Annotated in this window: 11 protein-coding genes and 2 pseudogenes; 4 read left to right on the forward strand and 9 right to left on the reverse strand. The window is 60.6% G+C overall.

Going from position 1 to position 15,403, the window contains the following annotated elements; genetic code table 11:
• Nucleotides 1-115: 115 nt before the first annotated feature.
• From FLG15_RS19470 to FLG15_RS19505, 7 genes are all read right to left on the reverse strand, one after another.
• A protein-coding gene (locus tag FLG15_RS19470) for an IS3 family transposase (protein ID WP_150147752.1) occupies nucleotides 116-1,260 on the reverse strand; the annotation gives its coding sequence in 2 pieces (ribosomal slippage) (nucleotides 116-1,023 and nucleotides 1,023-1,260; 1,146 coding nt in all).
• A gap of 298 nt (nucleotides 1,261-1,558) precedes the next feature.
• Nucleotides 1,559-2,503, reverse strand: coding sequence for an ATP-binding protein (locus tag FLG15_RS19480; protein ID WP_017158593.1), 945 nt, complete (start codon nucleotides 2,501-2,503; stop codon nucleotides 1,559-1,561).
• A gap of 7 nt (nucleotides 2,504-2,510) precedes the next feature.
• Entirely contained in the window at nucleotides 2,511-3,170 is a 660-nt protein-coding gene (locus FLG15_RS19485; RefSeq protein ID WP_007971045.1) for a 2OG-Fe(II) oxygenase, read from the reverse strand.
• A 26-nt stretch (nucleotides 3,171-3,196) separates the two neighbouring features.
• The gene (locus FLG15_RS19490) at nucleotides 3,197-4,375 is read right to left on the reverse strand and encodes an aminotransferase family protein (protein WP_017158592.1); all 1,179 of its coding nucleotides are present in this window, start codon (nucleotides 4,373-4,375) and stop codon (nucleotides 3,197-3,199) included.
• A gap of 61 nt (nucleotides 4,376-4,436) precedes the next feature.
• Nucleotides 4,437-5,480: a sulfotransferase family protein gene (locus FLG15_RS19495; RefSeq protein WP_007971047.1), complete on the reverse strand. Its 1,044-nt coding sequence runs from the start codon at nucleotides 5,478-5,480 to the stop codon at nucleotides 4,437-4,439.
• Nucleotides 5,473-6,351, reverse strand: a complete 879-nt coding sequence (locus tag FLG15_RS19500) for a TauD/TfdA family dioxygenase (protein WP_007971048.1) — start codon at nucleotides 6,349-6,351, stop codon at nucleotides 5,473-5,475. The genes FLG15_RS19495 and FLG15_RS19500 overlap by 8 nt, the downstream gene beginning before the upstream one ends.
• A 275-nt stretch (nucleotides 6,352-6,626) precedes the next feature.
• Nucleotides 6,627-7,682, reverse strand: coding sequence for a DNA-binding protein (locus FLG15_RS19505; RefSeq protein ID WP_150147112.1), 1,056 nt, complete (start codon nucleotides 7,680-7,682; stop codon nucleotides 6,627-6,629).
• Nucleotides 7,683-7,865: 183 nt separating this feature from the next.
• Here FLG15_RS19505 and FLG15_RS19510 point away from each other — a divergent pair.
• The 3 genes and pseudogenes from FLG15_RS19510 (at nucleotide 7,866) to FLG15_RS19520 (ending at nucleotide 13,546) form a co-directional block, all read left to right on the forward strand.
• Nucleotides 7,866-9,136: pseudogene (locus FLG15_RS19510) on the forward strand (tyrosine-type recombinase/integrase).
• An 8-nt stretch (nucleotides 9,137-9,144) separates the two neighbouring features.
• Complete coding sequence (locus FLG15_RS19515; RefSeq protein WP_150147116.1) at nucleotides 9,145-12,138, forward strand: Tn3 family transposase; 2,994 nt, start codon at nucleotides 9,145-9,147, stop codon at nucleotides 12,136-12,138.
• A 130-nt stretch (nucleotides 12,139-12,268) separates the two neighbouring features.
• On the forward strand, nucleotides 12,269-13,546 hold the full coding sequence (locus FLG15_RS19520) for a lytic murein transglycosylase (RefSeq protein WP_150147119.1): 1,278 nt from the start codon (nucleotides 12,269-12,271) through the stop codon (nucleotides 13,544-13,546).
• A 499-nt stretch (nucleotides 13,547-14,045) separates the two neighbouring features.
• Here FLG15_RS19520 and FLG15_RS19530 read toward each other — a convergent pair.
• Nucleotides 14,046-14,528 (reverse strand): annotated as a pseudogene (locus tag FLG15_RS19530) (IS5 family transposase); the annotation flags it as partial.
• Between the two features lie 154 nt (nucleotides 14,529-14,682).
• On the opposite strand from FLG15_RS19530, the gene FLG15_RS19535 reads away from it, so the two are divergent.
• The gene (locus FLG15_RS19535) at nucleotides 14,683-15,114 is read left to right on the forward strand and encodes a hypothetical protein (RefSeq protein ID WP_150147121.1); all 432 of its coding nucleotides are present in this window, start codon (nucleotides 14,683-14,685) and stop codon (nucleotides 15,112-15,114) included.
• Here the strand turns inward: FLG15_RS19535 and FLG15_RS19540 are convergent.
• Nucleotides 15,100-15,351 carry a hypothetical protein gene (locus tag FLG15_RS19540; RefSeq protein WP_150147123.1) on the reverse strand — a complete coding sequence of 84 codons (252 nt, stop codon included), beginning with the start codon at nucleotides 15,349-15,351 and terminating at the stop codon, nucleotides 15,100-15,102. The genes FLG15_RS19535 and FLG15_RS19540 overlap by 15 nt on opposite strands.
• Between the last annotated feature and the right edge of the window lie 52 nt (nucleotides 15,352-15,403).

The raw sequence follows: 15,403 nt of genomic DNA on the forward strand, positions 1-15,403 counted from the left end.
TGACAGTGAGAGGTTTATTACACGAATCTCTGCCGACCCTCAGGTCGTTCCCGACTGGGCCTCACTGAGGAAACAGCTCCATCAACCATTGATACGCCCAGGGTTCCGTAGACACTCAAGACCCTCGTTGCGCGTAGCGCCGTTCAAACTCTACAGGGGACAGGTCGCCGGTTGAACCATGACGGCGTTTTGGGTTGTAGAACATCTCGATGGAGTCGAAGACCTCGGCGCGTGCGGCGTCCTTGGTGGGGTAGACCCGCCGCCTGATCCGCTCGCGTTTGAGCAGGCCGAAGAAACTCTCCACCGGGGCGTTGTCGTGGCAGTTGCCGCGCCGACTCATGCTGCACACCAAGCCATGGGATGCCAGGAAACTCTGCCAGTCTTCGCTGGTGTAGACCGATCCTTGGTCCGAGTGAATCAGGCAACCAGATGCGGGTTTGCGCCGCCACACTGCCGATAGCAGGGCCTGCACGACCAACTCGGTATCGGCCCGATCGCGCATCGCCCAGCCGACGACCTGCCTGGAGAACAGATCGATCACCACAGCCAGATATATCCAGCCTTCATGCGTGCGGATGAAGGTGAAATCGCTCGCCCAGGCCGTGTCCGGCGCAGTTACATCGAACTGCCGAGCAAGCAGGTTGGCCGCTGCGGCGCACTCGGTCCCGCCATGGAAGCGGGGTTTGCGCCCATAGCCTACCTGCGCACGTACCCCTCCCGCACGCATCAACCGATGCACCCGATGGCGACTGCAACGCTCACCCAGATCGCGCAGATCCTTGGTGATCTTGCGATACCCATAGACACTGCCACTGGCCAGCCATTGGTGCTTGATTAACCCCAGCAGGCGTTCGTCTTCCTTGGCGCGCTCACTCTTGGGCGACTTTAGCCAAGCGTAGTAACCGGCCCGGTTCACCCGCAACACCCGGCACATCGCGCACAGCCTAAATTCCCCGCGATGGGTCTGCATGAAGGCGTACTTTGCCTTTACCCCTTGGCAAAGTACGTGGCGGCCTTTTTTAGGATGTCGCGCTCCTCGGTCACTCGGCGCAACTCGGCCTTCAGGCGCCGAACCTCGGCGCTCTGGTCCACCTCGGCGCGCTGCACGACGCCGGGCTTGCCGAACTTGGGCAGCCAGGCGTACAGACTGTGCGTGGTGACCCCTAGCCGCTCGGCGACCTCTGCCACCTTGAAGCCACGATCGATCACTTGCCGGACCGCCTCGATCTTGAACTCATCCGTATATCGCTTGCTGCTCATGGACACCTCCGAATTAGCCATTTTCCATGGCCTTGAGATGTCTAGGAAAGCCTGGGCGTATCATTGAGGGCCGGCAAGAATCTCCGAAAAAATTCTTTACTAACAGCAAGTTATCCCACTCTTGGCTTTTTTTGCACGAATCCCTGACGACCCTCAATTTCGCCGGCTGGCCACGAAGATCGACCAGCATATGCAACAGCTTGCCACCCAAGGTGTCAGCGAGGCCCATTCCATCATCAATCGCATGATGGGGTACGTGCCTGACAACCGTGCAGCTGGGCCAGGTCGAGGGGTCGGCTCACACGATCTTGCAAGGGATAGAAGCGTCCTCGTCGAAGCTATAGACGGCGCACAAACGGTGATAGCCGTCGGCAACTACGATGCGCTGGCCTTCCTGGCGCACCAGTAGAAGCGGTGACAGAGCGGTGCTGGACTGGATTTTTTTGATGTCCCTTTCCACGTGTGCATTGCTCATTCCTAACGGCGAGAGGCCGCTGGCGCGCAGGATGTCCTTGGCCTTGAAGGCCGACATGGGTGCCGCGTGCATCTTGCGCACCAGCTTGGTGCAGTGGGCGTCGTCATACAGCAGATTGAGATAGGACTGCGCAGCTGGATAATCATGTTCCTCCGGTTGAGCCAGCCAGGCGATTGTGTTCTTGTCGGTCTTGTCACCCATTAAAGTGCTCACTTGTTGGTAGGACGTGACGATCGCAAGAGCGGTGTCATCTGGCAATAGCATGGATGTATCAAGGCAAAGATGGTGGTCTGCTGGGATCGCGAGCGTATATGCGCATTCCTGCAGGATTGCCGAAAGTTGACTGCTGCTGTTCACCTTTCCGAAAGCGCGTCTGTCGACGTTTTCGACTCTGTCCAGAAGCTGGCTGCGCTGCGCGGTGAGTTGAACAAAGCGCGGCGTCATGAGATGGTCAGCGCAGAGCGTCTTCAGCGCGTCGATGTACCAGTCGTCCTCCGCGCCGCCGTAGCAGAACGTCGTGATGATGGTGCGGGAGTCGGACTTAAACAGGAGCGCCAGCGCATGGAGCCTGAGTTTGCACGCAAACTGCCTGCGCGCGTCGAAGCCGCTATCGGCACCCAGTAGCTCGATGGCGAGATCGTAGGTCAGGTGATTGTGAAACAGGCATGCGGACAGCCGATTCGCTAGCGCCTTCCCAACGGTCAATTTGCCGACGGCAGGTGGGCCATAGAGCATGACGAATTGTCTATCGTGGTGGAACAAGCGCATCCTCGCGTCATTGGACTGTGCTTGTGGTTCCGGGCGCATAGTAGGTGACATTGAGCGTGTTGCGAGTGACGCTGCCCGTGGTGCACAGCCGTGTCACTTCGTGCCACGTGTCTTCGTAGGCCCCATCTCGAATAATCACTGTTGCGTTTCCGACAATGGGGAGCACAACGTGGCGCGCGTCATGGTGATTGCGTGGATCAAGAATACGAAGCAGCCCGCCCCAGTCGCGCTCCCAGTGGGCGTTGAAGTAGATGATCAGGCGAAATCCCTGGCACAAAGATACGTCGACATGGGGCAGGTAATGGGTGTCTTGCCCTCCACGAAACGCAACGGCCTCCATCGGGAATTTGCTCAGGTCCGTTCCGCAAAAGTGGGACATTGCGGACCTGAAGTCCTCCGACACGAGCTCGCCGCACATAGCCTGCCACGCATCCGTTAGCGACGCTGGCTGGTCGACGCCGAACGAGCCAAGAGGGACGATCGTGCGTCGATAAAAATGCCCGCCGTTGCGTTTCCGGAAGTTGAATCCCTCTGTCGGAAATTCATCTGCGAGTTTGTTCGCCAAAGCGTCGTTTTGCCATATGTTCTGCAGTTCTCCCCATTGGAACGGCGCATCGTGGCGTTTTCCTCCTGCAATCTGCCTGAGCGCGAAGTATGCGGACGTCATGTTCTCCCTCGTACGAAAAGAAAGCGTCAGTAATGCGATGCTTTGTCTATCGCATGGCTCAATCGTTGCGCCAACTCGTCGATCTCGTGTTCATCAATGATGAACGGCGGCGCGACCTTGAGATGTCGATCCGCAGTGCCAATGAACAGACCGTGTCGACGCGCGTCGTATTGCGCTTGGCTACATGCCGCTGGCGACGAAAAGGTGATCGACAACATCAGACCTTTCCCTTGCACACTCACGACATCGTCGGTCGCGGGTAGACGGTCACGAATCGCTTGCAGCAAGCGCGTGCCCTTCGCTTTAACCCGTTCGTAGCAATCATCCGCATCCAGGTGCTCGAGAATGAATAAAGCTGCGCGGCATCCCAGCAGGTTGCCGGACTGGGTATGGCCGTGGCGGAAAAACGGGAGCGGCTGTGTGGCGAAGACATCGGCGATCGTGGCGGTCGTCATGACGGCGGTGATCGGGAAGCCGCCGCCGAGACATTTGCTGAAGATCACAATGTCCGGACTCGCGCCCTGGGACACTGACTCGCACAGGACGCCGGTGCGTCCAATGCCACAATACACTTCGTCAAAGATCAGGGGGATATCGTACGCCTTGGCGAGCGACGACAGGACTCGCAAGAAGCCAGCTGGGAACTGCCGGGTTCCGGCCATCGCCATCACCGGTTCGATGATGATCGCCGCGACGGTCGATCCATGCTCGGCAAGAAGCGCATCCCATTCTGCCACGTCGTCGATGCTCTGCGGCAATGGCATCGTCATTGAGTACTCTTCGACAAGCGCCAAGGAGCCTTCGTTGATGAAGGAGCGTCGTGTCGCAAGCATCGCGCCAAGCGTGCAGCCGTGATACGCACCGTCGATGGCGACGACTTTCATCCGCTGTGGCTGCCCGCGACCGCGTTGATACTGCCAAGCCATCTTCATTGCGGCTTCGACCCCCTCGCTGCCGCTTCCTACCAAGAACGTATGTACGAGTCCGGCTGGCGCCAATACATCGCCTAGCCGCTCTGCAAGCGCTTCGGGTAGGAGCGTACTCGTCCCGATGTTGCACGCGTGCACCAGGCTGTCCATCTGCCGTTTGACGGCGTCGATCAGTGCCGGGTGAGAATGACCGAGGCAGTGGTTGTAGCTGCCGGAGATGCCGTCCAGATAGGGCTTGCCCGCATCGTCGTAAAGATAAACCCCTGCGCCGCGCACGATCCTGGGGCGACAATCCTCAAGGCTAATTGGCGTATACGGCGGCCAATAACTGCGCGGCCTAGATGTAGCGTTCATAGGGTGTCCCTTTAATCGAACATCTCAGTTGCGCGTCGTTCTCAACTATCGATGAGATCGAAACTGTTTCTTTTTTTCCGGTTCCCGGTTCCAGTCGTATGGCCGATACCCCCAGAAACGCGAGCAGCTCGGCATGGCTGCTCTCAGGGTTGTCGAGCAGTTGCTCGTATTCGATGGAGAGGATGTCGTAGTGGCCGAAGCGTTCGCAGAACGCGGCGCGATTGGCAAGGTCGTGATCGATGAAATCTTCGAGTTCCTTTTGCGCTACGGACAGCCGGACATACCCACGCGCGGGTTCATCGTCCCTGCCGACATACCAGACATGATCGAGCAGGCTTTTTCTCAGAGAGACCATGCGCTCAAGGCGATTGCGCCGATCCAGCAGAATGATCTTCAGTTCAGTCAAGTCCGCCAACGTCTCCCAGACATTGACGCCCCCCCATTCAGAGTCGAGATCGCGAAAGAGTACGAACCCGACAGCCTGCACGTACTCAAAGTACGGGCGGAACAGATGTCGATCGAGGATGTGTTCCGCAGTGGTGTCCTGTACGGAATAGGGCAGCAAGTGCTGACCGAACCGATTGAATGCTTCGCCATGCATTTCGATGCATGGGTGGGAGCCGAGCAGCGTGCGCAACAGGTGCGTCCCGGAACGAGGCGTCGAGACGATGACGAATTTCGTGTACTGCTTCTGCGCCTTGGCAACCGTGTCGTTCATGCTGCCGCCGACCCATTTGTTGTGCTCCGCCTGGGCGACTTTCGCGCGCAAGAGATCAAAGACCTCTGGCGAGTACTTTGCCAAGCCGAGCAGCGGTGCGATCACCTCGTCACCCCGCAACCCTTTGCTACTCCAGCTTCTTCCACTGTTCCGGTACTCGCGAACGACCTCGACGATCGCCGAGGTCATGGGCGGGTCGATCAGGTATCTTGCAAGATCACTATCAATGCGTGCCGCAAGTTCGCTGGTGGGATACGACATCCACAAGGACCACTGAGACGCAAGCAGTGGTGCCGTTGTCTCAGCCATTCGTGCGGGGCCTGTTGTCAGGGACCTTCGACCGAAGCGCGGCGGACTGTGTCTGCGCGGCGCATGCGCCAGGGGCTGAGAGGAACAGGCCTCGCAGCAGAATACGCGGGTTGCCCGGATCGTCGATGTAGGCGCTTCGTCCGTGCGAAAGCTGGTCATTGCGCATGATCAATGCTTGCCCCTTTGGCAGCGGAAAACTCACTGCGTAGCCGCTATCCGGCTTGGTGAGGCGCGTCAAGTAAGCTACCGCATCGAGCACTCTCGGGTCCATGCGCCGGGAATAGTCCCAGTCGGCCGTCACGTCCAGAGTAAACCCACCAACCATTGAGCCGTCTTCTTCTGCAAGGAAGATCGGGCCGACGTGCTCGTACTGCCTATCTAGCCGCGGATCGGTAGATCTGCGTCGGAACGACTTTGGGGAAAGGAGGCATTGGGCGAGATCCGGGTGCTGGTGGGCAAGCGTCTGAAATGCCGACACGCTGTCGAACAGGATCGATTCACCGCCACGCAGAGCGTGCTGCTTGCAAAGGAGGATTGAGGTCTTGATCGTGCCGATGGGGAGATACGAACCGTCAGTGTGCAATGCCGCGCTTGACGTACTGTTGAAGACATCATGCACGCCTGTGGTCAAGCCACCGACTTGGTTCATGCCTGACGGTGACATGCCTTCCGTGTGCAGGCGACGATTGAAGTCAGACTGATACATCGGGCCAAGACAATAGCGCGCTGACATCTGTTTGAAATCGGATGCATCAAATCGCCATTGATCCCTGACAATCGCGAATCCATATCTGCCGACGTCACGCATGACTGCTGTGACATCGTCCGCATCAAGCACCTGTGCAGACCAACCGCTGAAACGACTTTGCATACCACCTCATCTGATGGCGATAAAGGTTGGTGCATGAAGCTCTGAAGAGGAACCCAGGTGTCAGGTTTGTGTCAACATCGAGATGTTGTCGCCTAACATGCGCTCTCTTGTACTCGACGAAATATCGCAGCAATCTGCTCTGAGCGCGTGTTCGTCGAGCCGGTCATTATCGTTGGCTACTCAAGGTCCAAGTGCAACACCCTGGCACCGAAATCCTGGCTGGGACAACGAAGGCACTGACGCGGAGGATTCCCTAGCCTTCGCCAAGCGGCTGATCATTTGCCTGCCGGCATTGCACCGGCTGCGATGGCGTTTTCGAGTTCGCCAACGGAGTGCGGTGGCCGCAGCTGCGCCAGCAGTTGTTCCAACGTGCTCAGACGTACCGTGGCACGCAAGGTGTCCGCCTCGGCGTGTTCCCGGCGCTGGCGCTCTTCGACCAGCTCGGCCCGCGCCGCCGCCAGTTCCGCGCGCACACCTTCCAGCGCCTGGACATTTTGGGTCCAGCGCACCTGCAGGGCTTGGTGCTCGGCGGCCGTCAGGCGCAGCGCGTCGCGCTCGCGTTGCTGGGCGTCGGCCTGCTGGCGTGCCTGCGCTACCTCCCTTTCCAGCCGGGTGTGGCGTTCCAGCCACTGGCCATTGTCCCGGTTGAGCTGCATCAGGTCGTGATTCTTGGCGGTCAGCGCCTCGTTGGCCTGCCGTAGGGCGACCTGCAGCTCTTGCACCTGGTGCGCGTGCCGGCGCTGTTCCTGCTCACGCTGGTCCTTGACCGAGGTGCGGTAGTGCTCCAGGGCTTCCCTGGCATGCTCGTGCTTGTGCTCCAGCGACTGGGCATGACGTTCGTGCTCCACCAATCGCGCCGTGAGGCCCGCGATCCGCTCCTGCAGCTGGGCCAGTTCGGTGGTGCGGCTGGCCACCTCGCTCCTGGCGGCGTCGCCCGCCTCGCGCTCGGCCTGCAGGGCTATTTCTGCACGTTGCAGTTGCGTCCTGAGCGAGTCAGCCTCGTGCCGGGCCTGCTCCAGCGCTTGGATGCGCTCCTGCAGCTGCGCCTGGAACCGCGCCTGCGCCTGCGCTACGACCGTGTCGGCCTCAGCGTGCAACCGCTCGGCCAGGCGGCTGACCAGATCCTGCAGCGCGTCGCCGATGGCGACCTTGGCGCCGGGGCGCTGCCCGTCCTCCTCTTCCAACTCCCTCAGATAACGGTGGATGGTGGTCTTGGACCCCGTGTTGCCCAGCGCCACCCGGACCGCGTCCACGGACGGATGCGTGCCCCTGGCGCGCAGGCGATCGCGGGCACGTTGTACATCGCTTTTGTACACCCCGGACCTTGCCATCCGGCACTCCACGTATTTCGTAACGTATTACATACCACGTAATTACATGCTAATCAACGCACTGAACGGACCATCGGTGCGCATTGAGCTAACGCGGGATAATGTTGAATTATCCCGCCTTATCCGGAATTTTCGGCTGCAGTCGCCCTGCGGCCGTACGAAACGGCGTTTCGGAGCGAGGCGGTGAGCTCGGTCAAGCAATATCTGGAAGCGGCAACCCGCGCCAACACCGAGCGCGCGTATGCAGGAGCGACCCGTCCTTCGAGGTCGAGTGGGGTGGTCATCTGCCGGCGACTGCGGAGCAGGTGGCGCGCTACTTGGCCGCCTACGCCGGCCAGTTGGCGATTAACACACTCAGGCACCGGCTCGCAGCACTGGCGCAGTGGCACCAGGTGCACGGCTTTGTCGACCCGACCCGGGCGCCAGTGGTGCGCCAAGTGCTCAAGGGCATCCAGGCGCTTCACCCGAGCGTCGAAAAACGCGCCACGCCCCTGCAACTCACCCAGCTGGGCCAGGTCACGACATGGCTGGAAGACGCTGCAGCTGCGGCCCACTCTCGCGGCGATCGCGCCGCCGAGCTGCGGCATCTGCGCGATCGCGCCTTGCTGCTACTCGGCTTCTGGCGCGGCTTCCGCGGCGATGAACTCACCCGCCTCCAGGTGAACCACCTGCGCCTGGTGCCGGGCGAAGGCATGACCTGCTTCCTGCCGCACAGCAAGAGCGATCGCCAGCACGCCGGCACCACCTACAAGGTCCCGGCGCTGTCGCGCTGGTGCCCGGCGGCTGCCACCATGGCCTGGGTCGCGGCAGCCGCCCTCCACGAGGGGCCACTGTTTCGCGCAGTCGACCAGTGGGGCGGGATTGCCGCCGCCCCGCTCCACCCCAACAGCCTGGTGCGCCTGCTACGGCGGATCTTCCGCGAGGCCGGGCTGAGCTCTCCCAACGCCTACAGCGGCCACTCGCTGCGCCGTGGCTTCGCCGGCTGGGCCAACGCCAACGGCTGGGACGTCAAGGCGCTGATGGAGTACGTCGGCTGGCGCGACGTGCACTCGGCGATGCGCTACATCGACGGGGCCGATCCGTTCGCCCGCCAGCGCATTGAGGCGAGCCTGCCGCCAGCCACGCCGCCGCCGCCGCTGGCGGCGCCAGTCCCCGATCCAGTGCCGACCACCACGGTCGAAGCGACCGTCACCCTGACGCGCTTCAATCCGCGTGTGCGCGGACTGCCCAAAGCGCATCGGCTGATCGAGCACATCTGCCTGCAACCGCATCAGGCGCAGCGACTCAACGCCGACGGCACCCGCTACCGATTGGCGATCGCTGCCGGTGACGAGGCGGCCTTTGAAGAAGCCATCGCAATGCTGCTCGACGAGATGCATCGCATCGCCGACAACCACCAGTGCTTCCTGGCCGTCGCCTTGCGCGATGAAGCGGGCGGGCGCCATTGGGACTGATCCTGAGCATGACGACGCTGCACGAAACCGCCTACCCGCGCCTCAAGCCCGATCCCACCGCCAAAGAACTCCAGGATATCTACACGCCTACTGCGGCGGAGGTGCAGTGCGTCCGGAACATCGCTACCGGCCCGGCCACACGTCTGGCCCTGCTGCTGCACCTGAAGCTGTTCCAGCGCCTGGGTTATTTCACGACTCTGGCCGAGGTGCCCGAACGTATCGTGCAGCATGTCGCTCAGACGCTGGGAATGCGCCGCGTGCCCGCCGACCGGTTGGCGAGCTACGACGCCTCCGGCGCCAAGCGCGGGCATCTGGCCCAACTGCGGGCGTTCCTCAACGTCTGTCCGCTCGATGCGGCTGGGCGAGACTGGCTCGGCACCGTGGCTGAAACGGCTGCGCAGACCAAGCACATCGTGCCCGATATCGTGAACGTGATGCTTGAAGAGCTGGTGCATCACCGCTTTGAGTTGCCGGCCTTCAGCACGCTCGAACGCATCGCGATCGCCGCCCGCGAACATGTCCACGATGCGTACTACCGCCAGATCGCCGGCGCGTTGTCACCGACCATGCGGACGCTGATCGATAACCTGCTGCTGACGCCGCCAGGCAGCCACTACAGCGATTGGCACACCCTCAAGCGCGAGCCCAAGCGCCCAACCAACAAGGAAGTGCGCCATTACCTGCGGCACATCCAGCGCCTGCGCATCCTGGCCGAGCAGCTGCCGCCGATCGATGTCTCGGTGCCCAAGCTCAAACAGTTTCGGGCGATGGCCCGCGCACTCGATGCCGCCGAGTTGGCCGAACTGGTCCCGATCAAGCGCTATGCGCTGGCCGCGGTCTTCATCCGCTCCCAGTATCGCAAAATGCTCGACGATGCGGCCGACCTGTTCATCCGCCTGATCCAGAACCTGGAGAACACCGCGCAGCAGAAGCTGATCGCCTACCAACTCGAACACAGCAAACGGGCCGATACCCTGATCGGCCAGCTGGGGGAGATCCTGCAGGCCTATCAGGTCGATGGCACAGACACCGAGCGTGTGGACGCGATCGCGGGCGTGCTGGGCGCCGACATCGGTCTGCTGATGGCTGAGTGCGACGAGCACATGGCCTACGCCGGCCGCAACTATCTGCCATTCCTGCTGGCACCCTACGGGACGTTGCGTCCGCTGCTGTTCAACTGCCTGGAAATCATGGGCCTGCGTGCCGCCAGCCAGGACCCCAGCATGGAGCGCATGATCGGTGCCGTACTGGCGCTGCGCAGTCAGCGACGCGAGACGATCGACGCAGCCAGCCTGGGCGTGGAGGCAACAACCGACCTGACGTGGTTATCGGCGGCCTGGCGCAAGCATGTGATGCCCAAGGCCTTGGCCGCCGCCAGCCCCGGCTGGATCCACCGCAAGTACTTCGAGTTGGCGGTGCTGGCGCAGGTCAAGGATGAACTCAAATCCGGCGACCTGTACATCCCGCACGGCGAGCGTTACGACGACTACCGCGAGCAACTGGTCGACGAGGCGACATTCGCCCAGGAACTGGACGCCTACGGCGAAGTCTCGGGCATCGGTACCGACGCGGCTGACTTCGTGCAGGGTCTGCGCACCGAACTGACGACATTGGCCGATGCCGTGGACGCTCGGTTCTCGGACAACCTGCACGCCAGCATGGTTGACGGGCGGCTGGTGCTCAAGCGCCTGCAGGGCGCACAAGTGACTCAGGCGATCGCCACGGTGGACAGCGCGATCACCGACCGGCTGCCACCGACCAACATCGTCGATGTCTTGGTCGACACCACCCGCTGGCTGGACCTGCACTTGCATTTCCGGCCGATCGCAGGCACCGACGCGCGGGTCGACGATCTGCTGCAACGGGTGATCACCACGCTGTTCTGCTACGGCTGCAATTTGGGACCGACCCAGACCGCGCGTTCGGTCAAGGGCTTCAGCCGGCGCCAGATCTCGTGGTTGAACCTGAAGTACGTCACCGATGAAACGCTCGACCAGGCGATCACCGAGGTGATCAACCTGTACAACAAGTTCGAGCTGCCCGGCTACTGGGGCAGTGGCAAGAGCGCCTCGGCCGACGGCACGAAGTGGAGCGTGTACGAGCAGAACCTGCTGTCGGAGTACCACATCCGCTACGGCGGCTACGGTGGCATCGGTTACTACCACGTGTCCGACAAGTACATCGCGTTGTTCAGCCACTTCATCCCGTGCGGCGTGCATGAGGCGGTCTACATCCTTGACGGGATGCTGGCCAACCGGTCCGACATCCAGCCGGACACCGTACACGGCGACACCCAGGCGCAGAGCTTCCCGGTGTTCGGGCTGGCGCACCTGCTGGGCATCAACCTCATGCCGCGTATCCGCAATATCAAGGACCTGGTGTTTTCCCGTCCCGAGCCGGGTCGGACCTACGAGAACATCCAGGCGCTATTCGGCGACAGCGTCGACTGGAAACTCATCGAGACCCACGTGCACGACATGCTGCGGGTCGCCATCTCGATCAAACTTGGCAAGATCACCGCTTCCACCATCCTGCGCCGGCTCGGCACCTACAGCCGCAAGAACAAGGTGTACTGGGCGTTTCGCGAACTGGGCAAGGCGGTACGCACGCTGTTTCTGCTGCGCTACATCGACGATGTCGAAGTGCGCAAGACCATCCACGCCGCCACCAACAAGAGTGAGGAATTCAACGGCTTCGTCAAATGGGCCTTCTTCGGCGGGGAAGGGATCATCGCCGAGAACGTCCAGCACGAACAGCGCAAGATCGTGCGTTACAACCAGTTGGTGGCCAACCTGGTCATCCTGCACAACGTGGAGCAGATGACCCGCGTGCTGGCCGAGCTGCGGGAGGAGGGCTCAAACATCAGCCCGGAAGTCCTGGCTGGCCTATCGCCGTATCGGACCAGCCATATCAACCGGTTCGGTGACTATACCTTGGACCTCAAGCGGCAGGTCGAGCCAATCGATTTTTCGCGGAGAATTCTTGCGGCGACAACGCGTTAGGACGCAATCAGCTGTTTTTTACCGGGCGAATTCCTGCCTGCCCAGCGCGGTCAAAACGCATAGCTGCAATAATTACATCTTGGGAACAGGAGGACTAGAGTGGCCGCTCAACCACCACCTCCGGTATCTCATGATCATGCCTTCGCGCCTTTTGCGTCTATCGCTCGGTGTCAGCGTCTGTGTGGCCGCAACCAGCTTAGCAGCGCAAGCCATCGCTCCCGAAACAACCGCATCCTCCGCAACCGACGCCGGTGGGCAACAGCAGGATCCCGCACCCACTGCGAGCTTCGAACAGTGGCTGGCCGACTTCCGCCAACGTGCGCTTGCCGCCGGCATTGAAGCCACCACGCTGGATAACGCATTGGCTGGTGTCACACCCGATCCATCGGTGCATGAACTGGATCAGCAGCAACCCGAATTCACCCAGTATCTGTGGGACTATCTCGACGCGCGTGTCACACCTTCGGCCATCCAGGAAGGACAGCAGCTGCTGATCAGCCAGCACGCCCTCTTCCAGAAGTTGCGGCAGCACTACGGTGTGGATCCGGGCATCCTGACCGCCATCTGGAGCATGGAAAGCGGGTACGGCAAGCAGATCGGGGACTTTTATGTCATTCGCTCGCTGGCGACACTGGCCCATGAGGGGCGGCGCACCACGTATGGCAACACGCAGCTGCTTGCGGCCCTGCAGATCCTGCAGACGGAAAAAAGCATTGATCGCTCACAGCTGGTGGGTTCGTGGGCCGGCGCCATGGGACAGACGCAATTCATTCCGAGCACCTATCGCGACTACGCCGTCGATGAGGATGGCGACCAGAAGCGGGATGTTTGGAATTCCAAGGCGGACGCTTTGGGCTCTGCGGCGAATTATCTCAAGCAGAGCAATTGGACAAGCGCTGTTCCCTGGGGACAGGAAGTCCAGCTGTCAGCCGGCTTCGACTACGCGCAGGCCGACCTGACGATCAAAAAAACCGTCGCCGAATGGCGGCGCCTGGGTGTGGCGCCCCACAGGCCGATTGCGCCCGCACTGGCGCAGCAGTTGGCATCGGTGTTGTTGCCCACCGGATACCGCGGCCCGGCATTCCTGGTGTTCGATAATTTCCGCAGCATTCTGCGCTACAACAATTCCACCGCCTATGCACTGGCGGTCGGCTTGCTGGCAGATGGCTATGCGGGCAGGGCCGGGGTCGAGCAATCCTGGCCCAAAGACGATCCGCCGCTCAATAGCACGGCCCAGATCACCGAGCTGCAGCAGAGGCTGACCGACAAGGGATTCGATGTGGGCGGCATCGACGGTGTGCTGGGGGCGCAAACTCGCCAGGGAATCCGTGCGTTCCAGCGTAGCCAGCAATTGCCGCAGGACGGTTACGCCAGTACGTCGCTGCTGGCGAGGCTGCGGGCCGCCTGATCGGGGATATCCCTCACCTTGGCTATGCTTCAAAATATTAAATGTTAACCAACAACGAGGAATTAAGCATGCTAAGAAAATCAATAATTTGCGCTAGAATATCGTCATTTCTCGCTGCAACAGCATTCGGATTCCTTCTTTTATCGATATCGACCCCAAGCCAGGCAGACGATTTGGGGGCAGTTTCTGTGCTTGGTAACATTCAACCCGCAAATCCTACAGATAATCAGGTGCGGAGCGCACACCAGCAGCAAGCTTTGGGTAAATGCAAACAACAGTTTGTAAATTCCAGCTCTGCATATTTAGCGAGTTGGGCCGTTACTGCAGGGGGGAAGCATCCTGATTACTGGAATATTAATAGCGTCTGGATTTGCACAAGTCGCTAAGGAAGGTCTGAACAACGATGCCTGACAGGGTGGAAGGTGGCGTCGTTCCGACGAGTGGCTTTTGGAACTTCGGAATTTCGCCATTTCTAGCGTTTTCCGTGGGAATTTCCGGGTTACAGGCGCACGCTCCCCATCGCAGGCAGTAACTGCTTTCGCTTCATCCACAGGTTTGACAGCGCAAACAAGGTCAGCACCTGTGCCGTGTTCTTGGCCAGACCGCGATAGCGAACCTTGGTGTAGCCAAACTGGCGCTTGATCACCCGGAATGGATGCTCCACCTTCGCGCGCACGCTGGCCTTGAAGTGTTCCCAACGTTGTTCCCGGGCACGCTCGCGCTTGCTGCCGATGCCTTGGATCGTCGAGGGCCTGGCGGCGATGAAGAATGCTGCTTGGCAGTCCCGCAGTTCTTGGCGTTTGTCCGCGCCGGTATAGCCGCTGTCGCCGAACACGCTGTCTTCCTTGCCATGCAGCAATGCGTGCGCCACCGTGACATCGGCCACGTTGGCTGCGGTGCACTGCACGTGGTGCACCAACCCGGAAAATTCATCCACCCCGATGTGCGCCTTCATCCCGAAATACCACTGATTGCCCTTCCTGAGGGTCGGCAGAGATTCGTGTAATAAACCTCTCACTGTCAGTGAGTTAGCTCACTTTTGGCTGTTTTTTACACGAATCCCTGCCGACCCTCAGCACCTCTTCATCTACGACCCCTCCAAAGATGAGCCGATCAGATTCCGTTTGATCGAAGCCATGCACGAGCTGGCCAAGGGACATCCGGAGACCTTGCCGATGGTCAACGAGATCGTTGCCATCGGCGAGCAAATGAGCACGCTGATTCACGACAAGGGCGGGCTCGTCCTATCGTCCAACGGCGCACTCACTGCATCCCTCGGCCGCTACCTGGCGCATTTCAGCATTCTGCGAGAGGTCGCATGTAAGGCCGAGAATCCGTCCTCACTGGAGGGCATCAGCTACAACGTGCTATATCCCAACGAACTGGATGGACAACTGCAAAACGACATCGTGTTCCTCCAGAAGAGCATTGGCGCTTGGTCTGTGTTCTCGGCTGAACTGTGGAAGCAAGCCATGCCCGATATCCCTATGCCCGCGCTTACTCCACAAGCGCCCGTCCCGGCAAGCTCCTCGGGTGCGCACGCTGCTACTGGATCAGCGGGGTACTGACTGGCTATCTCGGCTATACCCAACCGTCAGCAGCGCCTTGGCAAGGAATTCGACCTGGCTAGCTACGGGCGGATCAAGGCAAAACATCGGAATGATGTGGCCTTTGGCCGCGAGCGCCTCGCGGAATTCCTCAAGCACGAATGCTGGATACTGATCGAGCTTGGTGACGCCCACAACAAAGCAGGCGTCTGGAAAGAGCCGATGCGGAAGGACCTCGCGCTGGTCTGCGATCAGCACGTCGCTTCTCGGCAACTTCCACCTGGAAGGGAAGAACGCGCTTTCTTGTTCG

It is taken from the genome of Xanthomonas phaseoli pv. dieffenbachiae (genome assembly GCF_008639345.1).
GTDB classification, from domain to species: domain Bacteria; phylum Pseudomonadota; class Gammaproteobacteria; order Xanthomonadales; family Xanthomonadaceae; genus Xanthomonas; species Xanthomonas phaseoli.

Coding starts and splice junctions, on each gene's coding strand:
- FLG15_RS19480 (WP_017158593.1), bottom strand. CDS start 2,503: ATGCGCTTGTTCCACCACGATAGACAATTCGTCATGCTCTATGGCCCA.
- FLG15_RS19485 (WP_007971045.1), bottom strand. CDS start 3,170: ATGACGTCCGCATACTTCGCGCTCAGGCAGATTGCAGGAGGAAAACGC.
- FLG15_RS19495 (WP_007971047.1), bottom strand. CDS start 5,480: ATGGCTGAGACAACGGCACCACTGCTTGCGTCTCAGTGGTCCTTGTGG.
- FLG15_RS19500 (WP_007971048.1), bottom strand. CDS start 6,351: ATGCAAAGTCGTTTCAGCGGTTGGTCTGCACAGGTGCTTGATGCGGAC.
- FLG15_RS19505 (WP_150147112.1), bottom strand. CDS start 7,682: ATGGCAAGGTCCGGGGTGTACAAAAGCGATGTACAACGTGCCCGCGAT.
- FLG15_RS19515 (WP_150147116.1), top strand. CDS start 9,145: ATGACGACGCTGCACGAAACCGCCTACCCGCGCCTCAAGCCCGATCCC.
- FLG15_RS19520 (WP_150147119.1), top strand. CDS start 12,269: ATGATCATGCCTTCGCGCCTTTTGCGTCTATCGCTCGGTGTCAGCGTC.
- FLG15_RS19535 (WP_150147121.1), top strand. CDS start 14,683: ATGCACGAGCTGGCCAAGGGACATCCGGAGACCTTGCCGATGGTCAAC.